The organism is Campylobacter concisus (genome assembly GCF_015230035.1).
Classification (GTDB): domain Bacteria; phylum Campylobacterota; class Campylobacteria; order Campylobacterales; family Campylobacteraceae; genus Campylobacter_A; species Campylobacter_A concisus_BK.
Window position 1 is genome coordinate 29774 of the sequence record NZ_JAAKZD010000004.1, and the last position, 16070, is coordinate 45843.

Annotated in this window: 16 protein-coding genes; 6 read left to right on the forward strand and 10 right to left on the reverse strand. The window is 40.3% G+C overall.

Translation table 11 applies throughout. From position 1 onward, the window contains the following. Window positions 1–189 precede the first annotated feature (189 nt). A complete protein-coding gene (locus G6W41_RS03325; RefSeq protein WP_103557760.1) occupies window positions 190–540 on the forward strand; it encodes a hypothetical protein in 351 nt (116 codons plus the stop codon). 35 nt (window positions 541–575) lie between these two features. On the opposite strand, the gene G6W41_RS03330 is transcribed toward G6W41_RS03325, so the two are convergent. The 4 genes from G6W41_RS03330 to G6W41_RS03345 form a co-directional block, all read right to left on the reverse strand. Next, window positions 576–2342, reverse strand: coding sequence for an aryl-sulfate sulfotransferase (locus tag G6W41_RS03330; protein WP_194170615.1), 1767 nt, complete (start codon window positions 2340–2342; stop codon window positions 576–578). A 264-nt stretch (window positions 2343–2606) separates the two neighbouring features. Further along, window positions 2607–3731: a cytochrome d ubiquinol oxidase subunit II gene (locus G6W41_RS03335; protein WP_194170616.1), complete on the reverse strand. Its 1125-nt coding sequence runs from the start codon at window positions 3729–3731 to the stop codon at window positions 2607–2609. Then, window positions 3724–5259, reverse strand: a complete 1536-nt coding sequence (locus G6W41_RS03340; RefSeq protein ID WP_103568211.1) for a cytochrome ubiquinol oxidase subunit I — start codon at window positions 5257–5259, stop codon at window positions 3724–3726. The genes G6W41_RS03335 and G6W41_RS03340 overlap by 8 nt, the downstream gene beginning before the upstream one ends. Before the next feature lies 1 nt (window position 5260). Further along, entirely contained in the window at window positions 5261–5476 is a 216-nt protein-coding gene (locus G6W41_RS03345; RefSeq protein WP_009295224.1) for a DUF4492 domain-containing protein, read from the reverse strand. Window positions 5477–5602: 126 nt separating this feature from the next. Here G6W41_RS03345 and G6W41_RS03350 point away from each other — a divergent pair, with 126 nt between their 5' ends. From G6W41_RS03350 to G6W41_RS03370, 5 genes are all read left to right on the forward strand, one after another. Beyond that, window positions 5603–7237 carry a CTP synthase gene (locus G6W41_RS03350; RefSeq protein ID WP_107849993.1) on the forward strand — a complete coding sequence of 545 codons (1635 nt, stop codon included), beginning with the start codon at window positions 5603–5605 and terminating at the stop codon, window positions 7235–7237. 80 nt (window positions 7238–7317) lie between these two features. After that, a complete protein-coding gene (locus G6W41_RS03355) occupies window positions 7318–7890 on the forward strand; it encodes an outer membrane protein (RefSeq protein ID WP_021088449.1) in 573 nt (190 codons plus the stop codon). A gap of 312 nt (window positions 7891–8202) precedes the next feature. Further along, window positions 8203–9777 carry a single-stranded-DNA-specific exonuclease RecJ gene (gene recJ / locus G6W41_RS03360; protein ID WP_194170617.1) on the forward strand — a complete coding sequence of 525 codons (1575 nt, stop codon included), beginning with the start codon at window positions 8203–8205 and terminating at the stop codon, window positions 9775–9777. A gap of 81 nt (window positions 9778–9858) precedes the next feature. Then, window positions 9859–10104 (forward strand): hypothetical protein, encoded by a 246-nt coding sequence (locus G6W41_RS03365; RefSeq protein ID WP_194170618.1) that lies wholly within the window; start codon window positions 9859–9861, stop codon window positions 10102–10104. Window positions 10105–10233: 129 nt separating this feature from the next. Beyond that, window positions 10234–10719 (forward strand): hypothetical protein, encoded by a 486-nt coding sequence (locus G6W41_RS03370; RefSeq protein WP_194170619.1) that lies wholly within the window; start codon window positions 10234–10236, stop codon window positions 10717–10719. Window positions 10720–10730: 11 nt separating this feature from the next. Here G6W41_RS03370 and G6W41_RS03375 read toward each other — a convergent pair whose 3' ends face one another. From G6W41_RS03375 to G6W41_RS03400, 6 genes are all read right to left on the reverse strand, one after another. Then, on the reverse strand, window positions 10731–11363 hold the full coding sequence (locus G6W41_RS03375; protein WP_194170620.1) for a protein-L-isoaspartate(D-aspartate) O-methyltransferase: 633 nt from the start codon (window positions 11361–11363) through the stop codon (window positions 10731–10733). 60 nt (window positions 11364–11423) lie between these two features. Continuing rightward, entirely contained in the window at window positions 11424–12191 is a 768-nt protein-coding gene (locus G6W41_RS03380; protein WP_194170621.1) for a carbon-nitrogen hydrolase family protein, read from the reverse strand. Continuing rightward, window positions 12192–12683, reverse strand: a complete 492-nt coding sequence (locus G6W41_RS03385; RefSeq protein ID WP_194170622.1) for a hypothetical protein — start codon at window positions 12681–12683, stop codon at window positions 12192–12194. Further along, window positions 12673–13695 (reverse strand): ribonucleotide-diphosphate reductase subunit beta, encoded by a 1023-nt coding sequence (locus G6W41_RS03390; RefSeq protein ID WP_009494790.1) that lies wholly within the window; start codon window positions 13693–13695, stop codon window positions 12673–12675. Before G6W41_RS03390 ends, G6W41_RS03385 begins: the two co-directional genes overlap by 11 nt. A gap of 71 nt (window positions 13696–13766) precedes the next feature. Then, complete coding sequence (locus G6W41_RS03395; protein ID WP_194170623.1) at window positions 13767–14891, reverse strand: PepSY-associated TM helix domain-containing protein; 1125 nt, start codon at window positions 14889–14891, stop codon at window positions 13767–13769. Window positions 14892–14975: 84 nt separating this feature from the next. Continuing rightward, window positions 14976–15713 (reverse strand): spore coat protein, encoded by a 738-nt coding sequence (locus G6W41_RS03400; protein ID WP_194170624.1) that lies wholly within the window; start codon window positions 15711–15713, stop codon window positions 14976–14978. Window positions 15714–16070 lie beyond the last annotated feature (357 nt).

Here is a 16070-nt window from a genome sequence, read left to right on the forward strand (position 1 = left end):
CTCTCTTTAAAGCAGGGTTAAACATCCTGCTTTAAAAAATAATACAAAAAATAAAAATAAAATATACAAATGTAACTATATCGTACCTAGGTACAATTTACAATTTAAAAAATTAATTATAAAATAGTATCAAAATTAATTTATATCAAGATGATATTCGCTGATTTGTTTGCGGTGAAGGGAGTTTGTATGCAAAGCGAGAAGACAAAAAATTTACTCGATGAAGTAAATGAAACAATAGATTTTATATTTAGAACCTGCAACAGAAATGGCGGCACGAAGAAGGCTTTAGAAGATAAAAAGCTAAGTAGAGAAATTTTAAAAGATAAATTTAAATCGATCTTTTCAAAATTTGGCCAGATAGATGAAGCTAGTTTTAAGAGTGCGATCCTTGCAAATGAGGAAGCAAAAGAGCTAAACGAGATAGCAATGGCTCTTGAGATAGACGAAGATGTAAGCTTGCTAGAGCTAGAGCGAGCGATAAATTTTGACCTAACTAGCGTCAAAGAAGAAATTTATAAATTTCAACATAATAACTAATACACTCGGTGTGAGAGGGGGTCTCACACCGAAATTTAATAACTAAACACTTCTGGATCGATAACCATCGCTCTATAAGCGACATCATCTCTTGAAGCAGAATCCACATCCATTTCAAATTTTATATCATTTGTCTTTGGGTCGATCTCGACTAAGACCATTTTGATAGTCTTGTCAGGGCGTAGTAAATTTACGTTTGAACTTGAGATAAAGTAGGTGCTTTTATCCTTTTGCCACTCGACGTTGCTGGTGACTGCACTATAAAAGTCAAATCCGCGCTCCTTGCCAAACTGCCAAGTCTGCTCAACCGTGCCCTTTTTCTCATCTATCTTATACTCAACCGCGCGGGAGTATTTATCCTCTTTAAAGGCTGGCTGCTCCATGCCTCTAGCATCGCCATTGTCAAAGACGCTTATATGCTTTATGTCGCCTTTGTTTTCGTATCTTGGCGTTAGCCATGCGGTGTGCTGTGTCCATGACCAGTCAAATTCTCCCTCGCATTTTGAGTTTTCACATTTTATCTTGTTGCCTTTACTATCGACCGGAGTTAGCACTTTTGCTTTAAAGTCCTCGCTCCAGCCCTCAGGCGAGGCTAGTATCCATTTTACTTTCTTGTCGCGTCCTATCTTTACGATGCCTTGGTGACGAAGCGAAAGGATGATGCTATCATCGCTCTCATCATATGAGATAGAATTTACATGCGCCCAGTTTCTGCCTGTGCCAGTGGAGGTGACATCGCCAAATGGCTGATCGTCGCTTATCTTGATCTCTTTTGCGTCCATGTCGATATTTAGGCACACAGCCCTAGCATCAAGCGCCTTTATGAGGTTGCTACGATATACGTTGTTGCCAAAAATTTCGTTTAGATCCCACTCTTCTACCACCTTGCCGGTGTTATCGACCTCGATGATGTGGTCTCTTATGGTGTGAGAAATTTTGCCATTTTTGTGATGGTAGTTGTATTTTGCTACTCTAAGAAGTGCGTGATCATCTTTTAGCGGCATCACCTCGTGGCTTAGATCGATGTAGCCTCTAGGTAGCGGGCGGTTGTAAATTTCTTTTCCCATTAGATCATATCTAAGATATCTTTGAGCCATGCCAAAGCTGATATCGCCGTTTTTTAGCTGATGAAAGCCCATCATCATGCCCCCATCCATCACTCTTCTCTCGCTGCGGTCGTAAAATTTCTGATAGTCAAGGTACCATCTGACCTCGCCCTTGGTATCTACGATGTAGTTTTCGGTAAAGTCATTCCAGCTAGCAGCTCCGCCATTTTTCCAATCAAGCGGTTTATAGACGCTTGTTATTGTGTTGTTTATGAGATAGAGCCTGTTTTTAAAGGCAGGATCGACCTTTTTGACGTGAGTTTTTTGCATGTGTGAGAACCTAAAATCACGGCTATATGTGACGATAGGTTGGGCGTAAATTTTATAAGTTTCTACCTTTTTAGCTCCGTTAAAAGTATAACTAAGCTCGACCTCGTTTAGATAGTCAGGATAAAGTCCCCAAATAGGTACGCCGTCATGCGTGAGCAAGGCATGCTCTGAGACGTTGTAGTCGATATCTATGCCGCCATCTGGCTTGCCCTTTACTTTGACGTGGATATCTTTGATATCCTTGCCGGCTCTATCGATGATAGCAGTTAGCGGCGATACGTCGTATGGGTTTATAAAGACTGAGCCAAGCTCTCCTTGAACCTTTACTTGATGAGCCAAGACTCCAGCGTTTAGTGGAGCACTAAAGCCAAAACCACTCACCAAAACAGCCGCAAGGGCAACTGAACCTAAGAAATTCTTGCTCATTTTCGCTCCTTTGTGAAATTTAATGATATCTTACTCCCCAAATTTCACACAAAACTAACGCTTATATAAAAAGAGGCTTAAGTAAATTTATAAGAAAGTGGTTTTAAATGGTGAAAATAAAAAGAAGAATTTAGGAGCAAATGCCCCTAAATTTTAGTTATTTGCGTCAAATTTCTTAAGAGAAAAAAGAACAAATTTGTAGCTAATAAATAGCGTTACTGGCCAAAGTATCAAAAAAATTCCTGCTTCTAACATCTTTTATCCTTAGTATGCGTGATGATCGTTTTTGATCTCATCTTGCGTGATCTTCTTGCTATCTATCGCTCTCCAGACGATGAAGATATAGGCAAGCACTACTGGCACTAGCAAGCTAACATAGGCCATAACGCCAAGTGTGTAGTGGCTAGAGCTTGCATTTTTGATAGTTAGCGAGCTAGAGAGGTCGCTAAATGAGGGATAAAATGCAGTGCCATTTAGTCCTGTTATCAAAAATAGCGCGGTCACAGCAAGCGTTACGCCAACGCCATAAGCAAAAATTCCACGTATGCTTTTTGTAAATGCTCCTTGGAAAATTCCAACAAGCACCAAAAGAACGCCAACAAGTAGTAGCACGCCAGCGACAGGCATCTCGATCAAATTTATAGCGTATTTGTAAGCAACAAGGCTAACTACGCCGTTTGCGTCGTATGCAAAGCCATCTTTTGTAAGTATCCAAGCAAGAAATCCTAAGAAAAATGGCAAGAATAGCACGGTGTTGATAATTAGCTGTTTTCTAGCGTTTTGTATAAATTCGCCATCAGCTATGTTGTTTATAAGATATAAGCAGCCGCCTACGCGAGATAAGAAAAACATCGCTATACCAAGCAAATACAAGTAAGGATTTGCCAAAGCTTCAAGACCGCGAAATGGAGTCTCCCACTCTACAAAGTTGTGCTCATTTAGCACAAAGTCACTACCGCTAAAAAATGTACTAACTGCCATGCCAATAAGGATAACGCCAAGTGAGCCATTTATGAAAAGGAAAATTTCATAAGTTCTAGCTCCTAAAAAGTTATCAGGCTTTTTGCGGTACTCGTAGCTTACAGCTTGGATGATAAAGCAAAACAAAATAGCCAGCCAAACCCAGTAAGCGCCACCAAAACTAGTAGCGTAAAATAGCGGGAATGCCGCAAAGCACGCGCCACCAAACATAACAAGCGTCGTAAATGTAAGCTCCCATTTTCTACCGATAGAATTTATGAGCATATCTTTTTTAAGCTCGTCCTTGCCAAGGCTAAAGATGAGCGACTGACCGCCTTGAACAAACATCATAAATACCAAAAGTCCGCCAAGAAGGCTAACTATAAACCACCAATAAATTTGTAAATTTTCTAAGCTTAAACTATGCATGGTCGTTAAATCCTATCTTTATTTGCTTAAGCATGATCTTGATCTCGGCTATCAGCAAGACCGTAAATAAAACAGCAAATAATATAAATGAAATTTTGACATTTGAGTCAGATAAATTTGTAGCTCCTATGCCAACGGTCATGATATCTTGTATCGCCCATGGCTGACGGCCGACCTCTGCTACTATCCAGCCAGCCTCAGCTGCGATGTAGCCAAGCGGTATGGTAAAGAGGCAGATCCACAAAAATGCTCTTATGTTTTCAAATTTATATTTTCTTGAGAGATTTAGATAAAGAGTGATAGCAAAAAGAGCTATGAAATATGTGCCAAGTGCGACCATAATGTGGAAGCTATAAAATGTAAGTGCAACTGGTGGCACAGCATCTTTTGCATCCTTAAGATAGCCATATCCTAAGAAATTTAGGTTGCTCTCTAAATTTGAAAGCGAGCTTTTCATCAAACTCTCGTCATTTGCTTTTTTAGCCTCTTTGTAGTTTTTAAGAGCTTCGATAGCGACTTTGCCTTTTGCCATCTTCTCTTCGACGCTTATTATGCCGCGCTCGCTGTTGCCATAAAGTAGGTCGTTTATGCCTGGTGTAAATGAGTTAAGCTCTCTGTTTGCCATGATGCCAAGTGCATAAGGTACTTTTATCTCAAATAAAAATGCATCGCTCTCATCGCCAAGCTTTTTAGCTGGGTTTAAAATACCAGCAGCAACTAGGCCAGCGTTTTTCTCGCCCTTGTAAAGTCCCTCCATGGCTGCAAGTTTCATAGGCTGCTTTTGAGCTGCAAGATATGCGCTCTCATCGCCACTAAGTAGCAAAAATGCCGAAGTGATAAGGCCAAATGCGCTAGCAACGACGATGCTTTTTTTAGCAAGCAAGATGTGGCGTTTTTGGATCAAAAACCAAGCAGAAATTCCTATCACAAAAAGAGCCGAGATAGTGTAGCCACTAGTTACTGTGTGTAAAAATTTAGTGATGCCAAGTGGATTTAGCGCGACTTCGAAGAAATTTTGCATCTCCATTCTAGCGGTGTCTGGGTTAAATTTCATGCCGATAGGATACTGCATCCAGCCATTTGCGATCAAGATCCAAAGTGCGCTTAAATTTGAACCGATCGCAACAAGCCAAGTTGAAAATAGGTGAAATTTCTTGCTAACTTTATCCCAGCCAAAAAACATAATGGCAAAAAATGTACTCTCCATGAAAAATGCTAGCAAGCCTTCAATCGCAAGCGGAGCACCGAAGATATCGCCTACAAACCAGCTGTAATTCGCCCAGTTTGTACCAAACTCAAACTCCATGATGATGCCAGTTGCCACACCGATAGCGAAATTTATACCAAAGAGCTTTAGCCAAAATTTCGTTATCTCAAGCCAGGCCTTATCGCCAGTTTTGACATATATCGTCTCCATAATGGCGATGATAAAACTTAGCCCCAACGTAAGCGGGACAAACAAAAAGTGGTAAATGGCAGTCAGCGCAAACTGAGCCCTAGACCAATCAACAAAATCCATCTCAGACATTTTATTCCTTTATTAAATTACGAATTACAAATTCGCTTTTTTCTTCGTCGGTTTGAAATTTGGTATTAAGAGTTTCATCAAAGATGAAGACCTTTAATATCCCAAACATAATGATAAGCTTTATCGCTATGAGAAGCCATAGTTTCTTGCCTATTTTCATATTTTTAAAGCCGTCTATATATAAAGAGGCGATGTTTTTTAAGCAGTTTTTAATCATGATGTCGAAGTCTATAACAAAAAAACTTAAAGAATAATTTTTAAAAATTGCAAGATTAATGCCTTACTAAATATTTAAGGGGTATAATCGGCAGATTAAAAAATAACTAAAGTTAAGGAAATTTTGATGGCAAAAGAGACGAAGTATATTTTTATCACAGGTGGTGTTTTAAGCTCACTTGGAAAAGGCATCGCAGCTGCGTCTATCGCGACATTACTTAAAAATTCTGGCTTAAAGGTGAGCGTCTTAAAAGCTGACCCATATATCAACGTAGATCCAGGCACGATGAGCCCGCTAGAACACGGCGAAGTCTTCGTCACAGACGATGGCGCTGAGACTGATCTTGACCTTGGTCATTACGAGAGATTTTTAGATGAGAGCCTAAGTCAGGATAATAACTTCACAACAGGTAGAGTTTATAGCTCAGTTATCGAAAAAGAGCGCCGTGGCGACTACCTTGGAAAGACTATACAAGTGATCCCTCACATCGTTGGCGAGATCGTTGATCGTATCAAAAAAGCGGGCGAGGGCAAAGATGTGCTCATCGTTGAGATCGGCGGAACCGTTGGCGACATCGAGGGACTACCATTTTTAGAGGCGATAAGGGCGCTAAGAGTAGAAGTTGGTAAAAAAAGAGCGCTAAATATCCACCTAACGCTCGTGCCATTTATCAAAGTAGCTGGCGAGCTAAAGACAAAGCCAACCCAGCACAGCGTAGGCGAGCTAAGACGCATAGGCATAAGCCCAGATATCATCATCTGCAGATCTGAAATGCCACTAAACCGCGAGCTAAAAGATAAGATCGCAGCAAGCTGTGGTGTGGAGAAAAACTGCGTCATAGAAAGCTTAGATAGCGCAAGTATCTATCAAATTCCACTTTCATTTTTAAAGCAAGATATATTAACGCCGATCGCTGAAAATTTAGGCTTTGGTGAGCTAAAACCAGACATGGCAAACTGGGATAGCCTAGTAAAAAGGATCATCGCTCCAACAAACGAAACAACGATTGCCTTTGTAGGCAAATATATCGATCTAAAAGAGAGCTACAAGAGCCTAACAGAGGGCATCATCCATGCTGGAGCAAATTTGGACGCTAGGGTAAATTTACGCTGGATAGATAGCGAAAAGATAGAAGAGAGCAATGTAAATGAGCTTTTAAAAGACGTGGATGGCATCTTAGTAGCTGGCGGCTTTGGAGAAAGGGGCGTTTTAGGCAAGATGCAGGCTATAAAATTTGCTCGTGAAAATAAGATACCTTATCTTGGAATTTGCCTTGGTATGCAGCTGGCACTAATCGAGTTTGCAAGGGATGTTTTGGGTTTAGAAGATGCAAATTCTATGGAATTTAACAAAGAGTGCAAAAATCCTATCATCTATCTAATAGATAGCTTCATCGATGCTCACGGCAAAAAGCAAATAAGAACGCACACAAGTCCACTTGGTGGCACTATGAGACTTGGTGCTTATAACTGCGACATCAAGCCAAAGACGCTTTTGGCTGAAATTTATGGCAACGCAAAGAGCGTAAAAGAGCGCCACCGCCACCGCTACGAGGCAAATCCAAAATATAAAGATATCTTTGAAAAGGCTGGTCTAATAGTAAGTGGCGAAAGCGACGGACTAGTAGAGGCGATCGAGCTAAAAGGCCATCCGTGGTTTGTAGGCGTGCAGTGTCACCCTGAATTTACTAGCCGCTTAACTAGACCAAACCCTGTGATACTAGGCTTTATAAAAGCAAGCTTGGCTAATCACGTAAAATGATAAATTTGCAAAAATATTTAAGTAAAGATAAAGTATATGATACATAAAATTGCACCATAATTACTATTGAAGGGATTAACATGAAAAATTGTGTTTTAAAAGGTGTTTTAACACTTTCACTTGCTAGCTCATTTGCATTGGCTGAAGGTGGATTTGCTGGAGTTGAAGGTGGCTATGATTTTAACTCAAAGCTAACTGGTGGTTTAAAAGATAATAGACCAAACATAGGAATAAAGGGTGGTTATGACTTTGATATAGCTAGAGTTTATGGTGGATACTTCTATCACGCTAAAGCTAAAGATAGCCATGGCAGTATAGTGGATGCAAAATGGACAAATCATAAATTTGTAGTAGGTGGTGACTATACACCAACCATAACTGAAGACTGGAAATTAATTGCTGGTCTTTATACTGGTCTTTCAACAATAAATTTTAATGCATATAATAATAAAGGTGCTGTTATAGAGATGTATGATGTTACAAAAGTTGGTTGGCTATTGGGTGCTAAAGTAGGTGGCGAGTATAGTTTTGATAAAAATAATGCACTTGAATTCGGCTTAAAAACTGATAAAACTTGGTATCCTTCAGCGTATAATCTTGATTTTAAATCGACAGATGTTGGCGCTTATCTAGGCTACACATATAAATTTTAATTTTTGGGGTCTTATGGCCCCTTATTTTTACTTAAAATTTCTATCATTTTTTACTTCAAATTTACAATGGCTAATTTATAAAGAGTATCAATTTAACAAAAGTTTTTTGCCCTAAAAATCTTACTTTCATTGAAAATTATAAGAAATTAAATTTCAAAAAGATATAATCAAAGCATTCAAAATAAAGGCGAAAGATTACGATGAAAAAAAAGCATTTTTGTTGCCAAATTTTTGGCAGTTTGGGCGTAAATTTAAGTGAGCAAATAGCATTAGTAAAAGTTGGCAGGGCGTCAAAAAGTCCTTGCCAAAGCTATGTTAACTAAAGAGGATATTAGGAATTTACTAGCACGTAGATTTTGTAACGACATACACAAAAAACTTAGTGAAATTCCAACGCCAAGCGCTCTAAAGGATATCTACAAAGGCGCTAATCGCATCAAAGAAGCGATCGAGAGAAATGAACACATCGCTATTGTTGGCGATTATGACGTTGATGGCGTGGTTTCAAGTGTGATTTTAGCCGAGTTTTTTGACGATCTTGGTGTAAAAAACTACCTAGTAAAGATCCCAAACCGCTTTAAGGACGGATACGGCCTAAACCCTGAGATCATCGACGAGCTTGCAAGCGATGTGAGTCTAATAATCACCGTCGATAACGGCATCTCAGCTAATGAAGCAGCTAGCATCTGCAAAGAAAAAGGCATCGATCTCATCATCACAGATCACCACATGCCACCAGCCATTTTGCCAGAAGTCTACGCCATAATCAATCCAAAACAAGAGGACTGCAGCTTTCCAAATATCGAAATTTGCGGTGCTGAAGTGGCTTGGTATTTGGTTGGAGCGCTAAAGGATGTTTGCAAGCTAAACTACGATATGAGCAAGTTTTTAGAGCTTTTAGCCATCGCGATAATAGCTGATATGATGGAGCTAAGAGATATGAACAGGATGCTTGTTCGCATGGGTATTTGCAAGCTAAATGCCTCGAAGCGCTCGGCATTTTGCGTCATAAAAGAGTTTTACGGCAAGGATAAATTTGAGTGTGATGATATCAGCTTTCTTATAGCGCCTCTTATAAATTCAGCCGGACGCATGGACGATGCGATGAATTCATTTAACTTCTTGCGTGCAAAGAGCATCGAAGAGGCTTACAACTACCTTGATATGATCATTGAATTTAACAACTCCAGAAAAGAGGAGGAGCGCCAACTCTTTGAGTGCTCGCTAAAGGACGTAAAAGAGGACGATGAGGTCATCATCACTTGGGGCGAGCAGTGGCATGAGGGTGTGATAGGCATCGTAGCCAGCCGCCTGGCAAAGCACTTTGCAAAGCCGGCTATCGTCTTTAGCATAGACAAAGGCCGCGCAAAAGGCAGTGCTAGAAGTGTTGGTAAGCTTGATATCTTGTCGTTAATCGCAAGTCACGAAGATTTGCTAACAAGCTACGGCGGTCACAAAGGTGCAGCAGGGCTAACTCTTGCGCCTGAAAATTTGGAAAAATTTAAAGAGGCGATAAATAAAAGCTGCTCATGCCTAAATATGCAAGAGTGCAAAAGCTCAGATGAGCTACTTGGCGACATAATGCCAAGCGAGATAGACTTTGAGCTACTTGAAATTTTGGAATTTTACGAGCCGTACGGACAGAAAAATCCGCGCCCAGTCTTTAAGATAGAAAACGCTGTCGTAAAGAACGAGAGGCTCATAGGCAGGGATCAAAACCACTTAAAACTTATCTTGCAAAAAGACAACAAAACGCTTGAGGCGCTATTTTTCAACTTCACAAGGCACGTTAGAGTAGGCGAGATGATAGATATCATCTTTTGTGTATCTAAAAATTCGTTCCGTGGGCTTGTTACGCCACAGCTTCTCATAAGAGAAATTTTATAGCATTTTGCCTAGTCGTTTGAAATTTAATCACTAAATATCTTTAAAATCTACACTCCAAACATCACTGAGAACTTTAAAGCTGTGCTTGGCGGTTACGCTGGTCTTGGCTATCTAAGTGTTAGACAAAGCTTTGAAAACGAAACTAGCAAGAAAAATTTCAAAGGTTTGTTAGTTGGTGCAAAAGCTGGCGGTATCTACTCATTTGACGCTCACAACACACTAGAGTTTGGTCTAAAAGCTGATAAGACATTTTATAAGAAAAATAGCGGCGCTCAGCTAAGAGATATAAGTGTTGGAATTTACACAGGCTACACTTATAAATTCTAATAAATTCTAATTCAAGGCAAGGCTTAGGCTTTGCCTCTCCTAAAAACTCACATTTATTCTTTAAATTTATAACTCAGGCAACTTTTAAGTGGCGCGAGATAGAATGGCTCCTGCTTAAAAAGGAGAAAAATGAAAACCAAATCGCTTCTTGTCATTGTGCTCTGTGCCGTTTTTAGTAGCTTTGCCTTTTGCGAACCAAAAAGTGAGCCAACGCTAACAAAAAGTAGAAATTTGGTTGGTCAGACGGTGCCAGGCGCTATTTTGGGCGTTAAGGTGCCAAAAGAGTATCAAGCGAAATTTGATAGCGCAAAACCTAGGATGCAGGAATTTTTAGCAAATATGGCATGCTATAAGGCTAATAAAAATGATAAATTTATGGAAGGTGGCACAAGGGCACCTGCGCTACGAAGAGATGATAGCCATTCAAAAAGGGCTAGTGGCACTTGTAGCGACAACGTTGATATCTTGAGTATAGAAAATGTGCAATTTATCGCTAAAAATGCATTTAGCTTTAGCGTTACATTTATCACGGCAGATGGCGAAGAAACTACAAAATTTGATGATCTTATATTTACGCAGCACCCTAGCGGCGAGTGGCTGGTTAGGTGGCAATAGCTACGAAATTTCTACTCTCTGCCCTCAAGAAGTGGCACAAAAAGACACTCGTCTAAAAACTCTTTTTCTAAATTTCCACTCTCATCTTTTCTAAATTTAGCGATAAACTGCTTGCCGTCTTTTTTCATCGGAGCGACCAAGATACCACCACTTTTTAGCTGGCTAAATAAATTTGGCGATATCTCATCAGCAGCAGCTGAGAGTAAAATTCTATCAAACGGCGCGTAGCTTCGCCAGCCGTTGTTACCATCATCATATCTTACATGTACGTTTTTGATCTTTAGCGTCTCGAAGCGTTTTTTGGCCTCCATGGCTAGCTTTTCTATGCGCTCAACGCTAAAAATTCTATGTGCGAGCTTGCTTAATATCGCTGCTTGATAGCCGCTGCCACAGCCTATTTCTAGGATGTTATCCACATTTTCGCACTCTAGCGCCATGGTCATCTTTGCCACCGTTAGTGGCGAGCTGATCCATTGATTACCCAGTATCGGTTGTGCGTCAAGCTTGTAAGCATGTGCTGGGATAGGCACGAAAATTTCACGCTCGGTCGTTGATATCGCGTCAAACAAAAGCGGACTTAGCGTGATCTCATCGGCTATGTCGCTAGCTAAATTTTGGCATTTTATCGCTTCTAATTGGGTCAAAATTTCTATCCTAAACAAATTTTAAATCGTTATTATACGATTTAAAGCTTATCTTAAAATTTATAAAAGCCCTAAATTTTTCTTTATCTGCGCTATCAAATTTGCGTCAAAAACCGCGCTTGCTTCTAGCGTGCCATCTGGCAAAAAGACCCCAGCGAGCTCAAGATCAAGCGAGCTTGATATCATGACGTAGCAGTTATTTGCGATCGCAAGTGCCTTGCAAAGGCTAAGGTAGGCGTCCTCTCTAGTCTTGCCCCACATGGCTGGCACCATGATGATGTCGCACCCTCTTAGTTTTGCCCAAAGCCTGCTATCACGCAGCTCAAAGCATATCAGTACGCCAAGCTTTAGCCCCTTAAATGCAAATGCGTTTATATCGCTAACCTCGCCGGCTGCAAAGATCTCATGCTCTGAATTTGGTCTAAAAAGCTCAGCCTTAAACTGCGAATGAAAGACGTTGTTTGAGTTAAGAAGTAAAAATTCGTTATAGATTTTTGGTTGGTGCGGATTTAGATTTGAAATTTGAGCGAGCCCTGCGCTTTTGTTTAGGCTACTAAGGTGCGTAAAACCAAGAAATTTATCTGGGCTAAGCGCCTCTTGTAAGCGCTCAAGCAGCATCGCATCAAAGCTGCCTATCATGCCACCAAGCATCGCTTTATTTGCCCCTGCAAAAAAGCCGTCAAAGTCATAGCCGCTGATGCAAAGCTCGCTTGCAAGTAGGAGCGAGTTTTCAGGTGCAGCCTCAACTAAATTCGCAAGCTCTTCTAGCCGCTCGGTAGCATTTCGTGCCTTTAAAGTTAGGCTTATTAGGTTTAAATTTTCGCTCATTTATTTTTCAAATACAAATATCATAGGTTTTTCATCATGGCAGTCTTTTGGAATTTTGTAGTTTATATCCGTGCCACCGATGTTTGGTGTAGCTTTTAAAATAACGCTTATAGCTGTGATCTTGTCATCACGCTGCGAGAGCGGGTCGTTAAGGACCCAGACTTCATACGAAAACGAGGTTTTATCGTCAAAATATACCACTCTAGTCTCTTTTAGGTCGGTGGATTTAAAGCTACATACCCTATTTATCTGCTTTAAAACATCGACAAAAAGAGCCGACCCGATAGGTGCCAGACTTGGCCGGACATCGCCAGCTGGCATGCTTTTGTAGATGATAACATATTTGGTTTCGTCTGTTTTGACAAGTATGTAAGGGTTAAAACTATTCAATAGATCCTTATTTGCTATGTCGATCGCCTTCTGGCTGCTACTACTCGCACACCCCACAAAAAGCACGCAGACAAGGGCTAAGATGCCATTTTTAAAAGTCATCAAAGCTGATACTTCCCTTGCTATAGTTTGTCACCTTTGCTTCAAAGAAATTTGACTTTTGGTCGTTAAATTTAGCAAAGTCATCGACCCATTTGATCGGGTGAGCGACGTTGTATTTGCGTTTTAGACCGATCGCAACTAGGCGTTGGTCGATGAGATAGTGGATGTACTGCTCGATGATATCGTCGGTAAAGCCCATTATTTGGTTTTGGGTGATGTATTTGCCCCATTTGATCTCTAAATTTCCAGCTTTTTCAAACATATCATAAATTTTTGCCTCAGTCTCAGGAGTGAAAAGATCAGGTCTCTCTTTGCGGACTGAATTTATCATGTTTTGAAACAAAAGCAGGTGTGTGATCTCGTCGCGTTGGATGAAGCGTATCATCTGCGCTGAGCCTAGCATCTTGCCAGCGCGAGCTAGAGCGTAGATCGCTGTAAAGCCGCTATAAAAGTAGATGCCCTCTAAAATTTGGTTCGCAACCATCGCAAGAAGTAGCTTCTCGTCAGTCACTTCGCCTGCAAGCTCCTCATAAACGCTTGAGATATAGTCGTTTTTCTCGCGCAAAACGTCGTCGTGCTTCTCCATCTCGTAGATGAGGTCGGTGTTGTCACAGATCGCCTCGACCATGACAGCGTAAGACTTGCTGTGGTTTGCCTCTTCATAGGCTTGGCGGCTTAGCACGGCGTTGATCTCTGGTGCGGTGATGTAAGGGTTGATGTTGTCAGCTAGGTTGTTTGTCTGAAAGCTATCCATCGAGATGAGCTGGCTCCAGACAAGGTCGTACATGCGTTTTTCAGCCTCTGTGAGGTTGTAGGCGTAGTCGCGCACGTCGTCGGTGGTATCGACCTCTTTTGGAAACCAGGTGTTTGCCTCCATGAGGTCCCAAAGCTTTAACGCCCACTCGTATTTTGCCTTGGTGAAATTTAAAATGCCGTGTGGGTTGCCGTTAAAGACTCTTCTGTCGGTCAAATTTTCATTTGAACTTGGGTTGTAGATGCGTTTTCTGTTCATAAATTTCTCGCTTGTTTGTGGTAAAAATTTCTTAAAATCTTATCCAAAGCAAGGTAAAAATTTACTTTTATTTATATGGCTTTGCTCCTTTTTATGGTCATCAAAAAGCCAGTTATTATTAGTAAAACGGCGATCACGCAAGAGATGGCAAAGACGATCTGACCGACCTCGCCAAACATCTCTCCAGTGTGCAGGCTAAGCACCTTGCGGCCAGCCTTTTTTGCCTCTGGGATACTTTCAGCCTTGCTAACAAGCTTGTTTTCTTTGATCTTGCCAGCGCTCGCGTCAAGCTTTAGTTTGCCCACTTGGCTTTCGCTAGTTTCGTAGTTTATGGTGTAGGTGCTTTGGTTGTTTTCAGGCACGTTTATCGTGAGTGATTTTAGCTCTAGCGTGACATTGTCTTTAAAAATTTGCTCCGCAGTCTCGATCTCTTTAAATTTATCATCGCTTATCGGGATTAAATTTCTTTGAGGCATTGCCCTTTGAGCTTGGCTTGGTTTTAGCTCGAAAAATACGCTATTTACGCTGTTTCTGACCCAACCATAAGACCAGTAAAGCCCAGTTAGCGACATCACGACAAGCAGGATCGCCACGTAGGTGCCAAGGCTTGTGTGGAGGTTGTAAAAGCAGGCGTAGCCCTTTGCATTTGTTTTGATCTTTAGCGAATTTAAGAAATTTCGCTTGATCGCTGGTGCGTAGAGGATGAGGCCGCTGATGGCAAGAAGCGCCATGATGATGGAGCTAATGGCGACTATTTGCTTGCCGATGTTTGCTGGGACTTTGCTATCAAGTAGGGCAAGGCCTAAATTTCTATGTAGGCTTAGTATTATCATGCGAGTTTTCTCGCCCCAGTCCTCGCTGATCACCTCGCCGGTTCGGGGATCGACAAAGAAATTTCGGAGTTTTTTGTCTTTGGTGACGCTGATGCTATAAGCTTTGTTTTCGCCGCCGATTTGCACGTTTTCAAGAGTGTCAAATTTGATCTCGCTTTTTGCTTTGGCGAGGATCTCGCTTAAACTTAAATTTGGCTTTTCGCTAGGTGCTAAATTTATATATTTTTCATTTATCGCAGACTTGATCTCCTCTCTATAAGAGGCAAATGGCGCTGCAAGTGTCATGATAAGTAGCGGTATAGTCGCGATTAGACCGATTATTAGGTGGATGTTGAAAATGATTTTGTTACGCTTGAAAAGCATATATCTCCTTTTAGATTTTAATAACGAATATTAATTTATTTTTTGTTAAGCAGAGATAAAATTTAGAAGATTATTTTTTAGTTATCAAGAAGTGATTTTGGATTTTGCGGTTGGCAAAAGTAGCTCAAATGTTGAAATAGCTGCATTTAGATCTTTTTTATCTAAAAATTTAAACGGCCTTAGTAGGTAGAAAAGTGGCTTAAATTTCACTATTAATCGCAAAGAGTGCTCGTAAATTTCGCTGCCATTAGCCTTAATGTACTCATCAATCGCATCTTTTACAAGCTCGTTTGAAATTTTTTGTCGGTAGAGCTCGTGGATGAAAACTAGCAGATCACGGCACTTTTGAAGCTCCAAGTCTTTGCTAAAAAATTTTGACTCAAAATCAAGAAATTTTATCTCGTCATTTTTTATGGCGATATCCCTAAGTGCTGGGCGTCCGTGCGCGAAATTTAGTGCGTGAAGTCCAGCTAATGCGCGGGCTGCTTTTAGTAAAATTTCATGCTTAAATTTTTCATCGGTGCTATATTTAAATAGTCTAGCAACTGGCTCGCCAATATCTTCTATAACGAAAAATTCATCACTTTTTAGCACGAGTTTCGGAGCAGGAGCATTTGCCTCGTTTAAAATTTCAAGCTTTTTTATCTCGGCCGCAAATGACCTATAAGGGTTTGGTTTAAAAATTTTAGTTAAAAAGCCACCTTCGATGCTCTTTTCAATGCGTTTTAACCAAAATTTTTGCCCATCAAATTCAAAGCTAAATACACGCTCATCATGGTGATTTTTTAAAATTTCATTTACATATTGTTTTAAATTTTGCATGTTGTAAATGTAGCGAAAGAATTCTAAATTTTTACATATATTTGACGTAAAATTTCATGAAAAAGTGAAAATATTTATGAGTAAAAAAGAGAGTAAAATCATGGTGGAGTTAATCGAAAAATGATTTTAGCTTTAAAGTCCGTTTTTATCGACTTTTTACAAGACTAAAGGTAATAATTTTTACACTCATTTACATACTCAAGCCTTTTAAGCTTTAAATATTTGATTTACTAGTTATGAAAAGTTTAGTTTTCAATACAAAACTATCATAAGTGCCTAAAATATGGGATTGTGAAGTTGTAAAATTAAATGGTTTAAGTTTCGAACGCTTAAAGTGGTCGTTTTGGCTTAAGAAAA